The sequence below is a fragment of the Pseudoalteromonas sp. S1609 genome, from assembly GCF_005887255.1.
GTDB lineage: Bacteria > Pseudomonadota > Gammaproteobacteria > Enterobacterales > Alteromonadaceae > Pseudoalteromonas.
Genome location: NZ_PNDJ01000002.1, coordinates 11,708 through 30,163, shown reverse-complemented (window position 1 = coordinate 30,163; position 18,456 = coordinate 11,708). Strand labels below are relative to the sequence as shown.

14 protein-coding genes are annotated in these 18,456 nt (G+C 38.0%); 10 read left to right on the top strand and 4 right to left on the bottom strand.

Annotated elements, in window-relative coordinates; all coding sequences use genetic code 11:
• Positions 1 to 321 precede the first annotated feature (321 nt).
• Positions 322 to 3,105, top strand: a complete 2,784-nt coding sequence (locus tag CWB76_RS00745) for a hybrid sensor histidine kinase/response regulator (protein ID WP_138604947.1) — start codon at positions 322 to 324, stop codon at positions 3,103 to 3,105.
• Between the two features lie 78 nt (positions 3,106 to 3,183).
• On the opposite strand, the gene CWB76_RS00740 is transcribed toward CWB76_RS00745, so the two are convergent.
• Entirely contained in the window at positions 3,184 to 3,456 is a 273-nt protein-coding gene (locus CWB76_RS00740) for an oxidative damage protection protein (RefSeq protein ID WP_008110439.1), read from the bottom strand.
• A gap of 34 nt (positions 3,457 to 3,490) precedes the next feature.
• Positions 3,491 to 4,552 (bottom strand): A/G-specific adenine glycosylase, encoded by a 1,062-nt coding sequence (mutY, locus tag CWB76_RS00735; RefSeq protein WP_138604946.1) that lies wholly within the window; start codon positions 4,550 to 4,552, stop codon positions 3,491 to 3,493.
• A 150-nt stretch (positions 4,553 to 4,702) separates the two neighbouring features.
• Between mutY and trmB the strand changes: the two genes are divergently transcribed.
• The 4 genes from trmB to arcA all read left to right on the top strand — a co-directional run bounded on the left by trmB (position 4,703) and on the right by arcA (position 9,448).
• Complete coding sequence (trmB, locus tag CWB76_RS00730) at positions 4,703 to 5,428, top strand: tRNA (guanosine(46)-N7)-methyltransferase TrmB (RefSeq protein ID WP_138604945.1); 726 nt, start codon at positions 4,703 to 4,705, stop codon at positions 5,426 to 5,428.
• 36 nt (positions 5,429 to 5,464) lie between these two features.
• Entirely contained in the window at positions 5,465 to 6,490 is a 1,026-nt protein-coding gene (locus CWB76_RS00725; RefSeq protein WP_138604944.1) for a methyltransferase, read from the top strand.
• A 183-nt stretch (positions 6,491 to 6,673) separates the two neighbouring features.
• A complete protein-coding gene (locus tag CWB76_RS00720; RefSeq protein ID WP_138604943.1) occupies positions 6,674 to 8,275 on the top strand; it encodes an ATP-binding protein in 1,602 nt (533 codons plus the stop codon).
• Between the two features lie 456 nt (positions 8,276 to 8,731).
• Positions 8,732 to 9,448 carry a two-component system response regulator ArcA gene (gene arcA / locus CWB76_RS00715; protein WP_008110444.1) on the top strand — a complete coding sequence of 239 codons (717 nt, stop codon included), beginning with the start codon at positions 8,732 to 8,734 and terminating at the stop codon, positions 9,446 to 9,448.
• Between the two features lie 8 nt (positions 9,449 to 9,456).
• Here arcA and arcB read toward each other — a convergent pair whose 3' ends face one another.
• Positions 9,457 to 11,775: an aerobic respiration two-component sensor histidine kinase ArcB gene (gene arcB, locus CWB76_RS00710; protein ID WP_138604942.1), complete on the bottom strand. Its 2,319-nt coding sequence runs from the start codon at positions 11,773 to 11,775 to the stop codon at positions 9,457 to 9,459.
• Positions 11,776 to 11,981: 206 nt separating this feature from the next.
• Here arcB and folE2 point away from each other — a divergent pair, with 206 nt between their 5' ends.
• The 4 genes from folE2 to CWB76_RS00690 all read left to right on the top strand — a co-directional run bounded on the left by folE2 (position 11,982) and on the right by CWB76_RS00690 (position 15,369).
• Positions 11,982 to 12,905, top strand: a complete 924-nt coding sequence (gene folE2 / locus CWB76_RS00705; RefSeq protein WP_138604941.1) for a GTP cyclohydrolase FolE2 — start codon at positions 11,982 to 11,984, stop codon at positions 12,903 to 12,905.
• A gap of 93 nt (positions 12,906 to 12,998) precedes the next feature.
• Positions 12,999 to 13,595 (top strand): DUF2726 domain-containing protein, encoded by a 597-nt coding sequence (locus CWB76_RS00700; RefSeq protein WP_138604940.1) that lies wholly within the window; start codon positions 12,999 to 13,001, stop codon positions 13,593 to 13,595.
• A gap of 112 nt (positions 13,596 to 13,707) precedes the next feature.
• Positions 13,708 to 14,415: a 5'-methylthioadenosine/S-adenosylhomocysteine nucleosidase gene (mtnN, locus tag CWB76_RS00695; protein ID WP_138604939.1), complete on the top strand. Its 708-nt coding sequence runs from the start codon at positions 13,708 to 13,710 to the stop codon at positions 14,413 to 14,415.
• A complete protein-coding gene (locus CWB76_RS00690) occupies positions 14,416 to 15,369 on the top strand; it encodes a cobalamin biosynthesis protein CobD/CbiB (RefSeq protein ID WP_138604938.1) in 954 nt (317 codons plus the stop codon).
• Between the two features lie 49 nt (positions 15,370 to 15,418).
• On the opposite strand, the gene tyrS is transcribed toward CWB76_RS00690, so the two are convergent.
• Positions 15,419 to 16,618 (bottom strand): tyrosine--tRNA ligase, encoded by a 1,200-nt coding sequence (gene tyrS / locus CWB76_RS00685; protein ID WP_138604937.1) that lies wholly within the window; start codon positions 16,616 to 16,618, stop codon positions 15,419 to 15,421.
• Between the two features lie 491 nt (positions 16,619 to 17,109).
• Here tyrS and CWB76_RS00680 point away from each other — a divergent pair, with 491 nt between their 5' ends.
• Positions 17,110 to 18,423: a peptidoglycan DD-metalloendopeptidase family protein gene (locus tag CWB76_RS00680; RefSeq protein ID WP_138604936.1), complete on the top strand. Its 1,314-nt coding sequence runs from the start codon at positions 17,110 to 17,112 to the stop codon at positions 18,421 to 18,423.
• Positions 18,424 to 18,456: the final 33 nt, after the last annotated feature.

Here is an 18,456-nt window from a genome sequence, read left to right as displayed (position 1 = left end):
CTGAGCTATCGAGGCACTTAACAGTGCTTATTAGTAATCACAACGGATTAATAATTCGACTCCCACATAGCTTTACTGACTGAGCTATCTGGGCGTGCGGCGTATTAAACGAGTTTTACCCTTACAAGTCAACTTTTTTTTTATCCTTTGCAACTGTTTGAACGGTTTTCAAACAACTAACAACAAATCTCGTTCATACCGTGCATTTATTCAACAAAAGAGTTTAAAAAACGTAGTGAATTATTTTTTTTAGGTGTTACGATTAGTCAATAGCTTTCGGTACAGGCTTACCGTTTTAATAAAACCACGATAGGAAAACTCATGCAGAGTAAGTTCTCTTCAGCAATAAAGGGCCTACTACCTATATTTTTAGTTAGTAACCTTATAATTTCCACATTATTTATAGTCGCCTATTCGCTTTACTCACAAAGCAATGCTGAGAACAATGAACTTCCCCAATCCTCTACTATTGCACTCACAAAACTTGCTGAACGCCTTGAGCAGCCCATTGTTGAAGCACTAACAACATACGGGCAAAACAAAGCCAAATTACTTCTTGATATTGCAAGCTTACTCAATAATGACTTTAAATATACTCTGCATCGTTTTAATGCAAATAATAAAGCCGAGTTAGTTTATAGCAATAATAGTATAGTGATTGCACCTTTAGCTGTTAGCAAATACATTAAAGAGCAAAATACTCTGCATCATTTAATCTCATCAGAGGGACAAGTAATTGCTGAGCTTATCATTGAGCAGAAACAACCTTTAATTTCATCATCGACACAAAATTTATCAATGAGTGCATATCTTGCCGCTATTGTTGCTCTGATCGCATTGTTTGCATTCGCTATAGCGTTTAATAAGTACATTAAAAAACGACTACATAAAAATACCGATTCTCTCACTCAAGAACTCAAGGCTATTACACAAAATGATAATTATCAAAGCACGCTTGATGAGCAACTTGATGGAGGGTTAGAAACCGTTGCTCAACAAATTAATTTATTGCTGAAAAAAGTAAGTATGGTTCTAGCTGACGACCAAGCTGCACAAATAGAATTAAAAAGGCTACAAACCAGTCTGGAAACAGAAGTACAAAGCAGAACATTTGAATTAGAAAAACAAACTCAAAAAGCGTTAAAGGCGAGTGAAACTAAAACCACCTTTTTAGCCACCATGAGTCATGAAATAAGAACACCAATGAATGGTGTTATTGGCACCATTGATTTACTTCGCCAAACAGAGCTTGATGGTGCTCAGCAACGCCTTAGTACTATTATTCGTGAATCCGCATTTTCGCTACTGAGTATTTTAGATGATATTTTAGATTTTTCTAAAATTGAGGCTGGAAAGCTCAACATAGATCCTGTTCCGTTTTCTATTGCAGATACACTAGAAGAAGTAGCCAAGGTATTATCGTCGGTTGCTAAAAACCGTCATTTAGAACTCGATTTATCAATTGCACCCGATATTCCTAATAACCTTATGGGCGACTCAGGCAGGGTTCGCCAAGTGCTATATAACTTATGTAGTAATGCCATTAAATTTACTAGCACCAATGGTACAACGAAGGGGAAAGTAAGAATATCAGTAGAGGTAGCAAATAACACCGCCGATCACTTTACATTGCGTTTTTGTGTAAGTGATAACGGTAAAGGAATGAGCCAATCTCAGTTAAGAAAAATTTTCAACCCGTTCACTCAAGCAGAAAGCTCAATTACGCGAGAGTTCGGTGGAACAGGGCTTGGTCTTTCAATTTGTAAAAGCTTAACCGAGCTAATGCTTGGTACTATACATGTAACAAGCCATGAAGGGATTGGAAGTGAATTTACCGTTGAACTGCCTTTTTCAACTGCAGGTAAAACTGAATTTGCCCATAAAAATACACTTAATGGTAAACATGTCATTATTGTCAGCAGCGACGCAGAGCGCGGTAAAGTAATTTATCGTTACTTGTCATTTATGGGGGCTAAAATAACCTATGCTCATGAACAACAAGATGTAGAAGCTCACCAAGATGCCAAGGATATTATTTGGGTTGTTGATGGCATTGAAGACATGAATAGTATTAGTACCTTACTAAGAAGTTTACTTTACTCACTAGAAGATAATAACCAGCAAATGGTGGTATTAAGTAAATTAGATGAAGCAGTAATTAATCATAAAAGTATTTTTTATATTAATGCTTCTCCATTATGTAAATCTAACTTCATGCTTTCAATTTTGGTGGCTGCAGGTTTGCATAAACCTAAGCAAGTTAAAAAAGCCAGAACGATGAATCACTACCTAAACTCAGAAGAAGCGCTGGCAGCAAATAGGCTAGTATTATTGGTAGAAGATAACCTATTAAATCAAGAGGTACTCACCGAACAATTACATATACTAGGGTACAGTGTAGAGGTGGCTAATAACGGTGAAGAAGGCCTAGATATGTGGCGTAAAAATAGCTACTCGCTCATTTTAACCGATTTACATATGCCAAAAATGTCTGGCTACGATATGGTTGAAAAAATTAGAGAAGAAGCGTCATTGCTCGAATCGATTGACGCACAACCTTATATTATTGCTGTTACTGCCAATGCTCTAAAAGGAGAGAGAGAGCGATGTTTAGCTGTAGGTATTAACGACTTTATTACTAAACCTATTGAGTTAAATGCACTTGAGGACACATTAAAGCAATGGAATGACTTATATAGCAAACAACCACAACAGGTGAATTCGACCGAAAAACCAATCATGCCTATTGATATGGAGTCAGCGAATAAGTATATAAATGGCGATGACGCTAAAATAATCCGCTTTTTTAAAATGTATTTAGAGCAGAGCCAAGAACAAATTAAAGCGATTAACTTCGCGGTGCTGCAAAGCAATAAAGCTGAAATTTTATCCGCTTGCCACCAATTAAAATCTATATCGAAGACAGTAGGAGCTAACATTGTTGCTGATTTAGCGCAGTCATTTGAAGATAAGTGTAAAAGTGATGAAATAAAAGCTGATGAATTAATTAAGATGAGAGATGAGCTTGAAATTGAATATTCAAGAGCAGCACAGTTTTTAAAAGAACAAATTAGAAACAACGATCAGCAAGATGACTTGATTTAACTAAAATATTCATCGGTATACACAATATAAAAAAGGGCTCATAGCCCTTTTTTATTAATTATCCTAAGCACAGTTAATTTATTTTTCTACTGGCTTATAACCTTCAATCTCAACTTCTTTACCTTCAAACAAAAAGCCAACCATTTGCTCTTCTAAAAAAGTACGATGCTCTGGATCCATCATGTTTAAATGCTTTTCGTTGATCAGCATAGTTTGTTTATGCTGCCATTGCCCCCAGGCTTCTTTAGAAATATTATTAAAAATTTTCTCACCAAGTTCACCAGGGTATAACTGAAAACCAAGGCCTTCGGCCTCTTTTTGTAACTTTTGACAAAATACTGTACGTGCCATGATTCTTCCCCTTAATGCTAAATATAACGCTATTCTATACTATTGCCGTAATTTGTTTAACCAACTTTTTAGTCGGTGCCGCTAACCCTACTTCTATTGATTGATCGAGTGGATACCACACCAGCTGCTTGTCATTAACAACATCCGGGGCTTTCTCAATATTAAGTACATACGGGTTAATCGTCAGCTCAAAATGTGAAAATACATGAGTAAAAGGCGTTACTTCATTAAGGTCACTTTTAAGCCCTTGTTGCGCTAAAAAAGTTTCGAGCTCGCTGTACTCATTAAATTCAAAAAATCCAAATAATCCGCCCCAAATACCACTGTTCGGGCGCTTTTCCATGAGCACTTTGTCGTTATGCTTGATAATTAACTGGTGGCAGCTTTTTTTAGGCACTACTTTTTTAGGCTTAGAGTGAGGAAACTCCTTAACTTTACCAGCGTTAAACGCACCACAACGGCTATTTAATGGGCATGCCTCACAATCAAAGCGACTGCGCGAACATAAGCTTGCACCTAAATCCATCATAGCTTGATTAAACTCTGTAACATTATTTTTAGGAGTGAGTTGTTCACTTAAATGCCAAAGCTGATTTTCTACTTTTTTAACTCCATACCAACCTTCAACCATGAAAAAACGAGCAAGCACTCTTTTAACATTGCCATCAAGAATAGGGTGATGCTGCCCCAAAGATAATGATAAAACAGCCCCCGCAGTAGAGCGCCCTATTCCGGGTAAATCCATTACTTCTTCAAGCGTGCTAGGAAACTGACCTTGGTATTTATCTCGAACTATTTTAGCGGTTTTATGTAAATTACGTGCACGAGCGTAATAACCTAAACCTGTCCAATGATGCAAAACCTGATCTTCATCAGCATTTGCTAAAGCAATAATATCGGGAAAGCTTCGCATAAACTTTTCAAAATAAGGAATAACAGTGACAACCTGAGTTTGCTGTAACATCACCTCAGATACCCACACTTTATAAGGCGTTTTAGCTAATTGCCATGGTAACGTTTTGCGCCCATGAAGGTGATACCAGTCAACTACTTGGTTGGAAAACCAATCTGACTGCTGTTTTTTTAAATCCAACATATTTACTTTTTTACTAATGCTCAATGGCGGCTCAGTCTATTGTAGTGACTGAAAAGATCAAGCTATAACGCCCTAATGCTTGTCAACCTAGCGCTGGTCAGGGATAATACGCAACCATTTTTAAACACATTGTTTTGTCAGGCCAATAATATGAGTGAATCAAGTAACAACAACCTTGAGCAAGCTAAGCAAGAAGGTAAGTATATCCGCACTATTCGCAGTTTTGTAAAACGCGAAGGTCGATTAACCAAAGGCCAAGCTGCTGCAATCGAAAAATGCTGGCCAACAATGGGGCTTGAGCATAAAAACGGCCTACTTGATTTAAGCGAAGTTTTTGGCAATGACAATGATGTAGTCCTAGAAATTGGTTTTGGTATGGGCAAGTCATTGGTTGAAATGGCAAAAAATGCACCACATCTTAACTTTATTGGCATAGAAGTTCATCGCCCAGGCGTTGGCGCATGTTTAATGGATGCTGACGAAGCTGGCGTTACTAATCTGCGTGTGTTTGAACACGATGCAATAGAAGTTCTTGCTGATTGTATAAGCGATGAAAGCTTATCAACCTTACAATTATTTTTCCCTGATCCATGGCACAAAAAGCGTCACCACAAGCGTCGCATTGTACAAACTGAGTTTGCTGAAAAACTTCGCTCTAAATTAAAAATCGGTGGCGTATTTCACATGGCAACCGATTGGGAAAACTACGCAGAGCATATGTTAGAAGTGATGCAAGCAGCCCCAGGTTACAAAAACCAATCTGAGACTAACGACTATGTCCCCCGCCCTGATTTACGTCCATTGACTAAATTTGAACAGCGTGGTCAGCGTTTAGGTCATGGCGTATGGGATTTAATGTTCGAACGTACTAAGTAACCGTTAATTAAATAATTAAGTAAGGTAAAGCCATTTATGAGCGTATTAACCAATCCGAGCCTACTATTACTTCGTAACAGTGAAGAGTTAAAAGGTAAATCAATATTGGTGGTCAACTTTGTTCAAGATGGCTTTTTAAATGAGCTAAAAACGCTCAATCCACAAAGTAAAATAACCGCTTTTAGTTATAATCACGCTAATGGTGAATTTGCAAAAAACATACCGGGTATTGACGTAACCATCAGCCACACAATTAATTCGGGCGATTATGATTTGGTAATACTTTATTACCCTAAATCTAAACCTGAGCTATTAATGGCGTTAGACAACATACGTGCTGTGATAAGCAAAGATGCAGAGCTACTCGTTGTTGGCGAAAACAAGAGCGGTGTTAAGTCAATTGAAAAGCAACTCGCCGGTAAGGCCGAGTTTAGTAATAAAATAGACTCAGCAAAACATTGTGTTTTATATTCATTTTCAGAACTAACTCTCAATAGCACGTTTGATATTAGTACTTACCATAAAGAGTTTACTGTAAGTGTAAGGGATATTGAGTTTACAGCGGTCAGTATTCCGGGCGTGTTTAATCATGGTGCGCTAGATGCTGGAACGAAAATGCTACTAGAAAATGCTCCTAACTTAAAACACGGAAAAGTCCTTGATTTTGGTTGTGGCGCAGGGCTTATTGCTACTTTTTTAGGTCTAAAAACTCCAGCTCTGACATTTACCTGTAGTGACGTAAGTGCACTTGCAGCCTATGCAACAACACAAACGCTTAAGTTAAATAATGTAAACGGTGAAGCCATACTCAGTGATGGTTTAAATAATATTACTGGCAAGTTTGATTTAATTATTAGCAACCCGCCCTTCCATACTGGGATTGCAACTGACTACAGCGTTGCGGAATCTTTTTTAACCCATGCCAAGCAACATTTAACTAAGGCAGGCAAACTGACTATAGTAGCTAATAGCTTTTTAAAATACCCACCTATTTTAGAAACCCAATTTGACAGCTACCACACAGTATTTAAAAACAATAAATTTGCCGTATACAGTAGCTAAAAAAGTTATTAATATCCTGTCAAAACATAAATATGGGCTATTTTAGCCAAATATTTATGTTTTATAAGTAGATTAGCTAAAAATAAAAAGTGTAATTAAGCTAATCTTTTTACTTCACTTTTTTCTGTTTTTGCTAAACTATTACCTATTAGATTCACAATTGACACGGATGACCTTCTCGCAATGCCCAAAACTGTAAAGCAAAATAGCATTCGTAGCATATTGTTTAAAACTATCATGCTTATAACAGCTATCTGTTTGTTATTATCGCTTTCAATTTCTACCTACTTAAGCGCACAAGAGCAAAGAAAACAGCTCATTAGTAAACTTGTGTTGGTATCTGAGATTATTGCATTTGACGCGATGCCCTCATTACTAAATAAAAATAGGCCTGCAGAAGAAAGGCGCTTAAAGCTGCTTCAACAAGTATCATCCGTTACAAATTTACATATATATGCCTTAGATGAGCAAACCAATAAACCAGTGTTTTTTACCAGCTTTAATGCCCGAAAATCACCACCTGTCCCTATTAAAACGGACAACATTTATGACTTTGCTGAACCACAAGTTAGCGATGAGTACATTGAGTACATTACCCCAATACTCAATAATGAACAGCTGCTTGGCTATGTCTATATTAGAGGCAGCTTAGATAACTTAAATCAGCTAATAACTAAAAAGATTATAATTGATATCGTTATTATGGCTTTAATACTTATTTTTATTTCTTTGATTATTTTAAGGCTACAAAAAAGGATTGCCAGCCCGATTGAAAACTTAAGCTTGTTGTTGCAAAACATAGCTAAAAAACATAATTACTATGCGCGTGCGCCTTTAACGAACCTCACTGAAATAACTCGGCTTTCTAATAGCTTAAATGTAATGCTTGCACGCACACAAAGGCAAATAGAGCGCCATGAAGAAGATAAACAAGAAATTAAGCAGCTAAACTCAAACCTTGAAGAGAAAGTGAGTCAACGCACTATTGCGCTCAGAGAGGCCAATAAAGAGCTGTTATCTACTCTAGAAAAGATGCACCAATACCAAACTCAAATTGTCGAAAACAAAAAAATGGCTTCATTAGGGCAAATGGTGGCAGGGGTTGCTCATGAGGTAAATACACCGATAGGACTTGGTATTACAGGCTCCACTTTATTGCGAGATAAACTCGCAGAGCTACAGGTTAATTTTCATAATAAATCATTAACCGCGAGTCAATTTGAGCAATTTACTAATGATGGTATTGAAAACTTAGACCTAATCTATAGCAGCTTAAACCGCGTTGCAGAACTTATTTCTAACTTTAAAAAAGTTGCGGTGCTCAAAGATGATGAAATAACCAGCACTGTTAATTTACAACACTTAATTAACGACACGCTACTGTCTATGGGGCAAGAGCTAAAACTTAAAAACCCAAAAGTTCTTATAAATTGTCCAACAGATTTAACCGTTGAAAGTAAAAAAGGACCACTACAGCAAGTATTCCATCAGCTTATTTTAAATTCCCTGCTGCACGGCTTTGAAGCTGGCGATGACAATGAAGTACAGATTGATATTGTGGTAACGAAAACAAAAACACAAATTACCTACACCGACAACGGGCTAGGTGTTGAAAATAGTATACGAGCAAAAATATTTGACCCATTTGTAACGTCAAAGCGCGGCCAAGGGGCGAGTGGTTTAGGAATGCATTTGGTTTACAATTTAGTGACTCAAGCATTAGCCGGAGAAGTTGTGTTAGATACCGAGTATCAGCAAGGCGCCCGATTTATTATTACACTCTAAAAGCGAAAGAACGCTTTTACCCACTTGAATTACAACTTTATGACCATACTAAGACATAACCAACTAAACAGTTGTATCATTAATGCTGTATTTCACACAATTGAGGAACTTAATTGTGTTTTACATATCACATACATTGATGAAAAGTTGGAAAGTGATATAATTCCGTTTTGAATTAGTCTGATTATTTTAAGTATCTTTAGGTGGTTGATGGATGTATCAATTATTAAAGGGAAATGGCTTCGACTCTACAATTCAAATTATACATTCAACGTTAAGTATCAATTAAGCCGCGGTTTTTAATAATACGTCATAGTAGGTTTGGGCACGCAGCTGTTTATATCTAATTTGTTTTTACTTGTTAACATTTAGATATAATCCTATAATTCTAGTAGTCGGCTCTGATAATCATGCCGATTTTATAAATAAAACACACTCCAAAAAGGTTAATTAAAGATGCAAACGCCAGTCATTCTGATCGTAGAGGATGAAGACGTAACTAGACTGAACCTCGTTAGTTTATTTGAAGCTGAAGGTTACAAAGTTATTGAAGCCATTGATGGCGATGATATGCATGATAAGCTTACAAATAACGATGACGTCAATCTTGTAGTTATGGACATCAACCTGCCAGGTAAAAACGGGCTTATTCTAGCTCGCGAATTACGCCAAAAACGCAAAGTTGGTCTTATTTTCTTAACAGGCCGTGACAACGATGTAGACCGTATTTTAGGTCTTGAAATTGGTGCTGATGACTATATTACTAAGCCTTTCAACCCACGTGAATTAACTATTCGTGCACGTAACTTAATTACGCGTACCGCACTAGGTGGTGAAGAATCAGCTATTGAAACCAATGGCGTGATAACCTTCAATGGTTGGGAACTTGACGAAAACAGTCGTTGCCTTACTTCTCCAAATGGAGATGCAAAACGTCTACCGAAAGGCGAATACAGAGCACTGCGTTTAATGCTTGACTCACCAGGTCGTATATTTAGCCGTGAGCAACTAATTAAACACATGACTGGCCGTGAACTTCGCGCTAACGACCGTACAGTTGATGTTACTATTCGACGTATTCGTAAGCACTTTGAAAGCGACAATTCAACGTCTGAGTTGATCAGCACCATTCATGGTGAAGGTTACCGCTTCATTGGTAAAATCGACAGCTAATTAGTTTTTTATTCTAATTGTTGTAAAAATAAATGAAGGGCCTGTTGTCCTTCATTTATTTTGTCTGCTAATTCATCAAGCCAAACTGTTAATACTTCATCACTTTGTTCCAGCGCACCATGCTCCATTTGCTTTGCATGCAACTGCACATCATTCAGACCTACCGAACCAGCGGCACCTTTTAACTTATGCGCAACGGATTTATATTCTTCTCTGTCTGCTGTTTTTAATGATTCTAATAGCTCATGTTGGTATTGCGGATTTAGCTTTTTAAACAACTGACTACTGCGTTTAAATACTTCAACGCCCATCGAATTTACAAAGTCTTCAATGGTTTCAACATCTAACAAGTCAGTATTTATTTGTTTTAACAACTCTTGATTAACTACTCGTTGAGGAGCCTCGGTTTGCGCTTGTTTAATACCAAAGAGTTCAGCGAGCATATTATCTAATTTGCTAGTGTTTATTGGTTTAGCTAACGCTCCTTGAATAGAAATTCCCTCAAGCTCTTCTTCAGCACTGCGAACATTGGCGGTAAGTGCCACAATAGGTAGCTGATCAAAATGGCTTTGTGCGCGTATTTGCCTTGCTACTTCATCACCATTAATATCTGGAAGCTGCATATCAAGCAATACTAAATCAAGATCATCTTCGGTCTCTACAAACGATAAAGCATCTTCACCCGTTTCAGCCCACAACACTTCATGCCCACGCTGTTCTAATAGGTTAGTTGCGATTTCAGCATTAAGTGGTACATCTTCCACTAATAAAATATATAAGCTACGTCCCACATAACTATGCTCGGTAGGTGCACTACATAAATTCAGCGGAATTTGAACGGTAAAGCAACTGCCCTCTCCTGGGGTACTATTAACAGTTATAATGCCTTTCATAGCACTTACTAACGCTTTTGTTACGGCTAAGCCAATACCTGAACCAATCGCATTGGTCCCTTTAAGATCAGGTGCTTTGTAGTACATATCAAAAATGCGTGTAAGTTGTTCTTGCGGGATCCCTTCACCGGTATCAAGTATTTTTATAATAAGCCATGGACCATCTTCACGGTTTTCTCTACCGCAATCTAAGGTGACACTACCGTGCTGGGTAAATTTAACCGCATTATTAATTAAGTTCCATACCACTTGGCGTAAACGAGTGGGGTCAAGTAGAGCATATATATCGAGTGTTCCAGAGCGTTTTACTTCAAAAGAAAGCTCTTTTTGCTCCGCAATGAGGCCTGCAAAGTTAACCACGTCATTAATAAAGTCAGAAACATTAATTTCGTTGGCAGCAATATCTAATTGCTCACGATCTATCTTATCTAAATCTATAATATCGTTAAATATATTACCCAATGTCTCTGCACTTGAAAACACCGTATTACACCAACTACGCTGCTGTTTATTAAGTTCAGTATCCAATAGCATCCGAGTTAAGCCAACGATACCGTTGAGCGGAGTGCGTAATTCATGGCTCAAGGTGGCAATAAATTTTCCTTTATCTTTATAAGCAGTCTCCAGTGCCTGCGCGGCTTCTTTACGGCTGGTAATGTCACGGCCAAAGGCTAGCAAACCAATGTAATCGCCCTGCTCATTTATGAAGGGAAGCTTTCTCAGTTCAAACCATCTTATTTCACCATTTACAGAATATTCTACATCGATAGTTAAACCTTGATGAGTGCGTTCAACCTGCTCATCGGTTCTTAATACTTCAGATAAAAAGTGGCTTGGAAATATCTCTTCTGCGGCTTTGCCAATTAATTCTCCACTGGTTTTGCCCATCACCTCTTCAAACATTTTATTACAACCGGCAAACACCCCATTGTTATCACGGTAATAAAATAAATCTGGTGAGGAGTCTACAATAGAGCGCAGTAACATACCTTGTTGTGCGAGCTCTTGTTGCGTTTTTTTACGCTCTGCAATTTCACGTCTGAGCTCTTCTATTGCCCTATGCTTGGCATGGAAGGCCATTTTACGTTCGTCAATTTCAATGTTTAAACGATTAATATTGTCTTTGAGAGTTTGATTTAAAAGCTTTTCTTGTTTTGTGGCACTATCTAAATAGGCATAAGAGGCATCAAGTTGCCGAATAGAGTTTAGCAGTACGCTAATCACCAAAGGAGAAACAACTGAGGTAAAAAATACTATAGCTAATATATCAACTAAGTTCACTTCTCCAATAGCAACATAGTAAAACATACTCGATAAAACCATCGATACCGTCAGTAATAATGCATAGCAAATAGCTGCAGTTTTAAACTCACCAAAACGAGTTATTGAACTGGAAAGTACTCGAACCCACGGGTTCAAAGAAGAATCTGTCATATATCAGTGTTTCTCTTGGCTAAATGCTTAGTTTTTATAAGTAAGTATAATTAAAAGCTAATTTTAGCATTTTCTATCAGCTATTTTCATGTTGTGCGATAAAAACAGTAAAATTTCATGTTTGCTGTTATTTGCTGCATTTCAGCAATTCTTTATTTAGTGTAAAATGGGATGTTTTAAATATTGCAAATAACGAGTAACGTATCATGCAAACGACTATGCCAGATATTGCTAACACAGCTGCAGCATTACAAACAGGTAAATTAGACTGGGTAGGAATGGGCGATATAGAGCTGCCTTTTATTTTTGAATCTCTTGATTTAGCTCCAGTTACTGTTAATGCAAAAGCTCGCGCTTTTGTTAATTTACACCAAGAAGATGCCAAAGGCATCCACATGTCGCGTCTGTTTTTAGCACTTGATCACCTCTCAACGGAGCAACAGGTCAACCCGCACACCTTAGCACAAGCATTAGATACCTTTATCACCAGCCATAAAGGCTTAAGCGATAAAGCACAAATCGAATTTAAATTTGAATTACCGCTGCGCCGTAAATCATTACTTAGTGGCAAAGCCGGCTGGAAAAGCTACCCAGTTGTACTTACCAGTACTATAAACCAAGGTGTTATTAGTTTTGAGCTAAGTGTTGATGTTACTTACTCATCAACCTGCCCCTGCTCTGCAGCCCTTGCTCGTCAACTTATTCAAAATGCGTTTAGCGAAAAGTTTGCTCAAGAAACACTAACTCAATCAGAGGTTTTAGAGTGGCTTGGAACAACTCAAGGCATTGTAGCAACCCCGCATTCACAGCGTTCTATTGCTAATGTTAAAGTAAAGCTAGATCAAAACATTCAAGCGTTTGATGTAGTTAACTTAATAAACTTACTAGAAGATGAGCTTAAAACACCAGTACAAGCCGCGGTAAAACGTGAAGACGAACAAGAGTTTGCTCGTTTAAATGGTCAAAACTTGATGTTTTGTGAAGACGCAGCACGAAAAATTAAAACTACCTTAGAAGCAAAACAGTTTAGCGACTATTTTTTACAAATTAACCACTATGAATCTCTGCATGCGCATGATGCCGTTGCGATTGCAGTAAAAGGTATAGAGGGCGGATACACAGCACTATAAACACCAACGGCATCTAAAATAACCATAACAACTATTTGGGCACATAAATTGCTTTAGAAAAGCAGTGTCAATTTGTTGTTATGGAGTTACCGTATGGAATTCGCTTTATTATTAATATTAGTGCTAGTTGTTGGGGCATCTGTAGTTGCGTCAAAATTTAGTGATGACGGCGGAAACCCTTATCCTTTTACTCGTAAGCAAAGTGTATTTACCCAAGTAGAAGGGGCGTTTCTGAATTTATTAGAACGCGCTGTTGGCGACCAATATAAAATTGTTAGTCGCGTTAAACTAATAGATGTGATTGACTGTAAACAAGGTCTATCTGTCAAATCTAAACGTGCGGCATTAGCTAAAGCAAAAAACAAACAGCTCGACTTTGTGTTAGTCGACAAAGAAAAAATGACCATAGTGGCTGCGGTTGACTTAGTTAATAATGCCAACAAAGATGGTCACAAAGCACAGCGTGATTGGTTTGTTAACGGTGCATTAGAAGCCGCTGGCATTCCACATATTCGTATGAAAGTAAAGTCAGGCTACCGCCCAAGTGAAGTTCGCGATGCCATTATGTTTAAATTAGGCAAGCCTGCTAAATCACAACCTGCACGCCCGACTCGTACTAGAGTCCATAAGCCTGCGGTATTATCACCTTCTCAAGCAAAAGCACATTCAACCGCCCTTGCTGAAATATAACTACTGAGTTAAAGCAATCTATTAAAGCGAGCATTTTAAATGACTCGCTTTTTTGTTTTTTATAGCAGACTTCACGTATAATCAGGCTATTCAAACTTAGGAATTTAACACTATGAATGTTGGTATTATTGGCGCCATGGAGCCAGAAGTTAAAATTTTGCGCGAAGCGATGCAAAATCCACAGGTTTTAACCAAAGCAGGCTTTACGTTTTATACTGGTGAGCTTGCTGGTAATACTGTTACTTTAGTGCAATCAGGCATTGGTAAAGTTGCTTCAACTATTGCAACCACTTTACTTATCGATAACTTTAAGCCTGATTGTGTTATTAACACAGGCTCTGCCGGTGGTTTCGACCCTTCGCTTAACGTTGGCGATGTAGTGATTTCATCAGAAGTTCGTCATCACGATGTAGATGTAACAGCGTTTGGTTACGAAATTGGCCAAGTACCACAAATGCCTGCAGGCTTTACAGCACACCCTAAGCTAGTAGAAGCCGCTGAGCAAACAATTGCACAAATCAGCGAAGTAAAAACGCTTGTTGGTTTAATTTGTACTGGTGACTCATTTATGTGTGACCCTGTTCGTATTGAAAAAACACGCAATGACTTCCCTACAATGCTAGCAGTAGAAATGGAAGGTGCGTCAATTGCACAAACGTGTTTTGCACTTAACACACCATTTGTTGTTATTCGCTCAATGTCTGATATTGCTGGCAAAGAGTCACCGCAATCATTTGAAGAGTACTTAGAAACAGCCTCTATTAATTCATCAAAAATGGTTGTGGCATTACTAGAAAAGTTAACAGCGGTTACGCTGTAAATGCTCAATAATATTGTTCAAAATCATTTGGACTTTATTGTATTTATTTGTGCGCTCCTAGCTGAGCGCTTTTTACCTTTAGTCAGCTGGTATCACCCTAATCATATACTTTCTGCCATTTTTAACGCAATTGGCCAGCGTGTTTATAAAAAAGCAGACAGCAAACAATATCATTATTTAGCCGCTTTACTAGCAAGCACACTTGTTCTAACTGTGATTATGATTATTGTGGTTTTACTGCTGGAGTTTGCCTTTTACCCTGAACTACTATTCGGTCTTATTTTATACTTGTGCCTAGAAAGCAGTAGCATAAATAAAAAAGCGATACGTATTGCGAAATTGACCAAAAAAAATCAAAAATCAACTGCTCGAGAATTATTAAAACCACTAGTAGCCCGAGAAGTTAAGGCACTTTCAAACCCAGGGATTATTAAAGCGGTTATGGAAAGTGTCATACTAAGAACGGCACGTCATTATTTTGTAGTTATTTTCATTTTTTTACTATTGGGCCCCATCGCTACTCTCGCCTACCGCTTGCTTACCTTAACCCAACAAGCGTGGCGCACTGATATAGCTCCCGACAGTTCTTTTTTGACGCCGCTTAAACTGATTCTTTTTATTATTGAATACATTCCCATGCGGTTACTCGCGCTGACAATAGCTTCACTTAAAGCCAGTAAAAAAAGCATGCATTATATTAAGCATTATGGCCGACATTTTTATCAAAAAAATACAGGTTGGTTACTAAGTGTGTGCTCTGCATCTTTAGGGGTGCAACTTGGTGGGCCTGCTATTTATATTGAGCAGCGTTTCAATAAAATGCGGGTCGGTGTAGAACGCTTGCCAAGTGCTGATGATGTGCCAAAGCTACTCAATACCCTAAATCAAGCCCGTTTTTTTTGGCTACTAATTATTATTAGTGTTGAAATTATTAGGGCTGTTCTAACTTTTTGATCAGTTATAAAAAAACCAGCCGAAGCTGGTTTTTATAATCTCTGAAGCTTTAGGCCACAGTAATATTTGCAAACTTACGTTTACCTACTTGGTAAATAGCGGTTGTTCCTTTTGCTACTTCCAATTTGGTATCGGTAATTTTTTCTTCGCCATTAAGCTTTACTGCGCCTTGTTTGATCATACGCATGGCCTCTGAAGTACTCGCCACTAAGCCAGCTTCTTTTAGTAAGTTAGCAATTAAAATAGTGTCTTCATCAATATTAACTGTCAGCTCTGGAATTTCATCAGGTAGTGCTTTTTTCTGAAAGCGCTGAATAAAGTCATCATGAGCAGCTTGCGCATCGGCTTCACTGTGAAAACGTGCAATTAACTCTTTCGCTAATTCAATCTTAATATCGCGCGGGTTAGTGCCTTGCTCTACACGCTGTTTTTGCGCTGCAATTTGCTCAATAGAAAGGCTACTTAGCAAGTCATAGTAACGCCACATTAGTACATCACTAATTGACATGATTTTACCAAACATGTCGCTAGGCGTATCAGTAATACCTATGTAGTTTCCTAGTGACTTTGACATTTTCTGAACGCCATCAGTCCCTTCAAGTAAAGGCATCATTAGTACAGTTTGTGGTTTTTGACCTTCATCTTTTTGCAGCTCACGACCCATTAATAGGTTAAAGCGTTGATCAGTTCCACCTAGCTCAACATCAGACGCAAGTGCGACTGAATCCCAGCCCTGCACTAGTGGGTATAAAAACTCATGGATTGCGATAGATTGACCGCCAGCATAGCGCTTTTTAAAGTCATCACGCTCAAGCATGCGTGCCACAGTTTGGCGAGCTGCTAATTTTATCATTCCAGCCGCGCCCAATGTCTCCATCCAGGTAGAGTTAAAAGCGACGGTTGTTTTAGCTGGGTCTAAAATTTTGAAAACCTGTTCTTTATAGGTTTCAGCATTAGCAAGCACATCATCACGAGTCAGTGGCTTACGGGTAACATTTTTGCCCGTTGGATCGCCTATCATACCGGTGAAGTCACCAATTAAGAAAATAACCTCATGACCTAAATCTTGAAAGGTTTTCATTTTGTTAATTAGTACAGTGTGACCTAGGTGCAAATCTGGAGCCGTAGGATCGAAACCAGCTTTAATTTTTAGCTTTTTCCCCGACTTTAATTTTTCAACTAACTCATCTTCAATTAATATCTCTTCTGCACCGCGTTTTATCTCTGCTAGAGCGGTTTGTAAATCCACTGTGTGTTACTCCAAAAAATTCTGACAACGAAGGGGTGTAATATGCTCACGATTTATTGCTAGCGCGTTATAACAAAGCAAATAAAACTATTTAGCTAACATAACAAATTTCCACTTAATTAGAACAACTTTTTTAACTAATCGCAGCATCAACTATAATGCAGGGCGTACGTTCTAAAAAGGGATATAAACGAGCGATTAATAATACACTAGAAGTGTTTATAACAAACCAAAAAACAGTTTGTAAATTAATCACTTCTCGCAATTAAATCGTTTTAAAAGCTAATTTAACATTACGATGAAAAAGCAAAGTATCCAAGAATATAAAATAGTGCTGTTATTCAACTTTACACACAAACAGCCTGAATACCCTATGATTTTAGCTTAATTTAACGCGAGTTTAAATCTACAAAATACTAGTATTCATAGATTATTCGTTATATCCTGCAATATAATCTATTTATTATCTTGACAGCAGAAAAAGGCACGTTATGGTCCACGTGGTTAACACGCTCCCCAAAAAACACAAAATGCTTATTCTAGGTTTGGTTTCTGCTATTGTTGCCTTAGCCTTTTTACCTTCTGAAAAAGCCACTGCATCCAAAGACAATAGCGAGAACACGCTAGAGATTGGTAAGCGTTACGAATTACAAATAAAAGTAGGTGAAAACGAAAAACTCACTGACTTAAATTCAGAGCAAGCAGCACAAAAGCTTCCAGAATATGATTTTGTCGATCACCTTGTTAAAAACGGTGACAATTTAGCGATCATTTTTAAGCGCGCTGGTTTTTCTGCGCAAACGCTTTACAAACTGGTTAATACGAACGCTGAAACACGTAAACTTACCAAAATACACCCAGGTGAAACACTAAGCTTTGCTACTGCAAAAGATGGCTCATTGGCTCAGTTACGTTACGTTATATCTAAAACAGATACCTTATTTGTCACCCTAAATGACGAAGGCCAATACGATACTTCAATTGACAGCAAAGAAATAGAAACACTGAGTAAAACCGCCGGTGGTGAAATTTCTAGCAGTTTTTGGACATCAGCGATTGCTGCTGGTTTAAGTGAGCGCCAAATAATGAACTTTGCCGATATATTTGGTTGGGACGTGGATTTTGCAAATGACATCCGTAAAGGTGATGAATTTGGCTTAATATATGAATCTCATTTTGTTGACGGTGAATTTATTGGCACCGGTAAAATTATTGCCGCAGAATTTATAAACCAAGGTGAACGCTACACAGCAATTCGACACACCGACGGTAATTTTTATACGCCTGAAGGGCGCAGTATGAAAAAAGCCTTCTTACGTGCACCGGTAAACTTTAAATATATTAGCTCAAGCTTTAATCCTCGCCGCTTACACCCTGTTACAGGACAAGTAAAAGCACACCGAGGTATTGACTACGCTGCGCGTACAGGTACGCCTGTTGTATCATCAGGTAATGGTAAAGTCATTAAAGCGGGTTACAGTAAATATAACGGTAATTACGTATTTATAAGCCATGGTACACAGTATGTTACTAAGTACTTACACCTTAATAAACGCCTAGTTAGAACAGGGCAAAAAATTAAACAAGGTGAGAAAATTGGTACTGTAGGCTCAACAGGTCGAGTAACTGGGGCGCATTTACATTATGAGTTTTTGGTTAACGGTGTTCACCGTAACCCTAAAACTGTAAAACTACCTAAATCTGAGCCATTACCACGCTCAGAGCTTGCTAAGTTTAAGCCTATTGCTGATAACTTTATTGCGCAACTTGAGCGTAACCGAGAACTTCAGTTGGCACTTAAATAAAGAGTTTTAATGATTAAATAAAAAAGCCTTTGC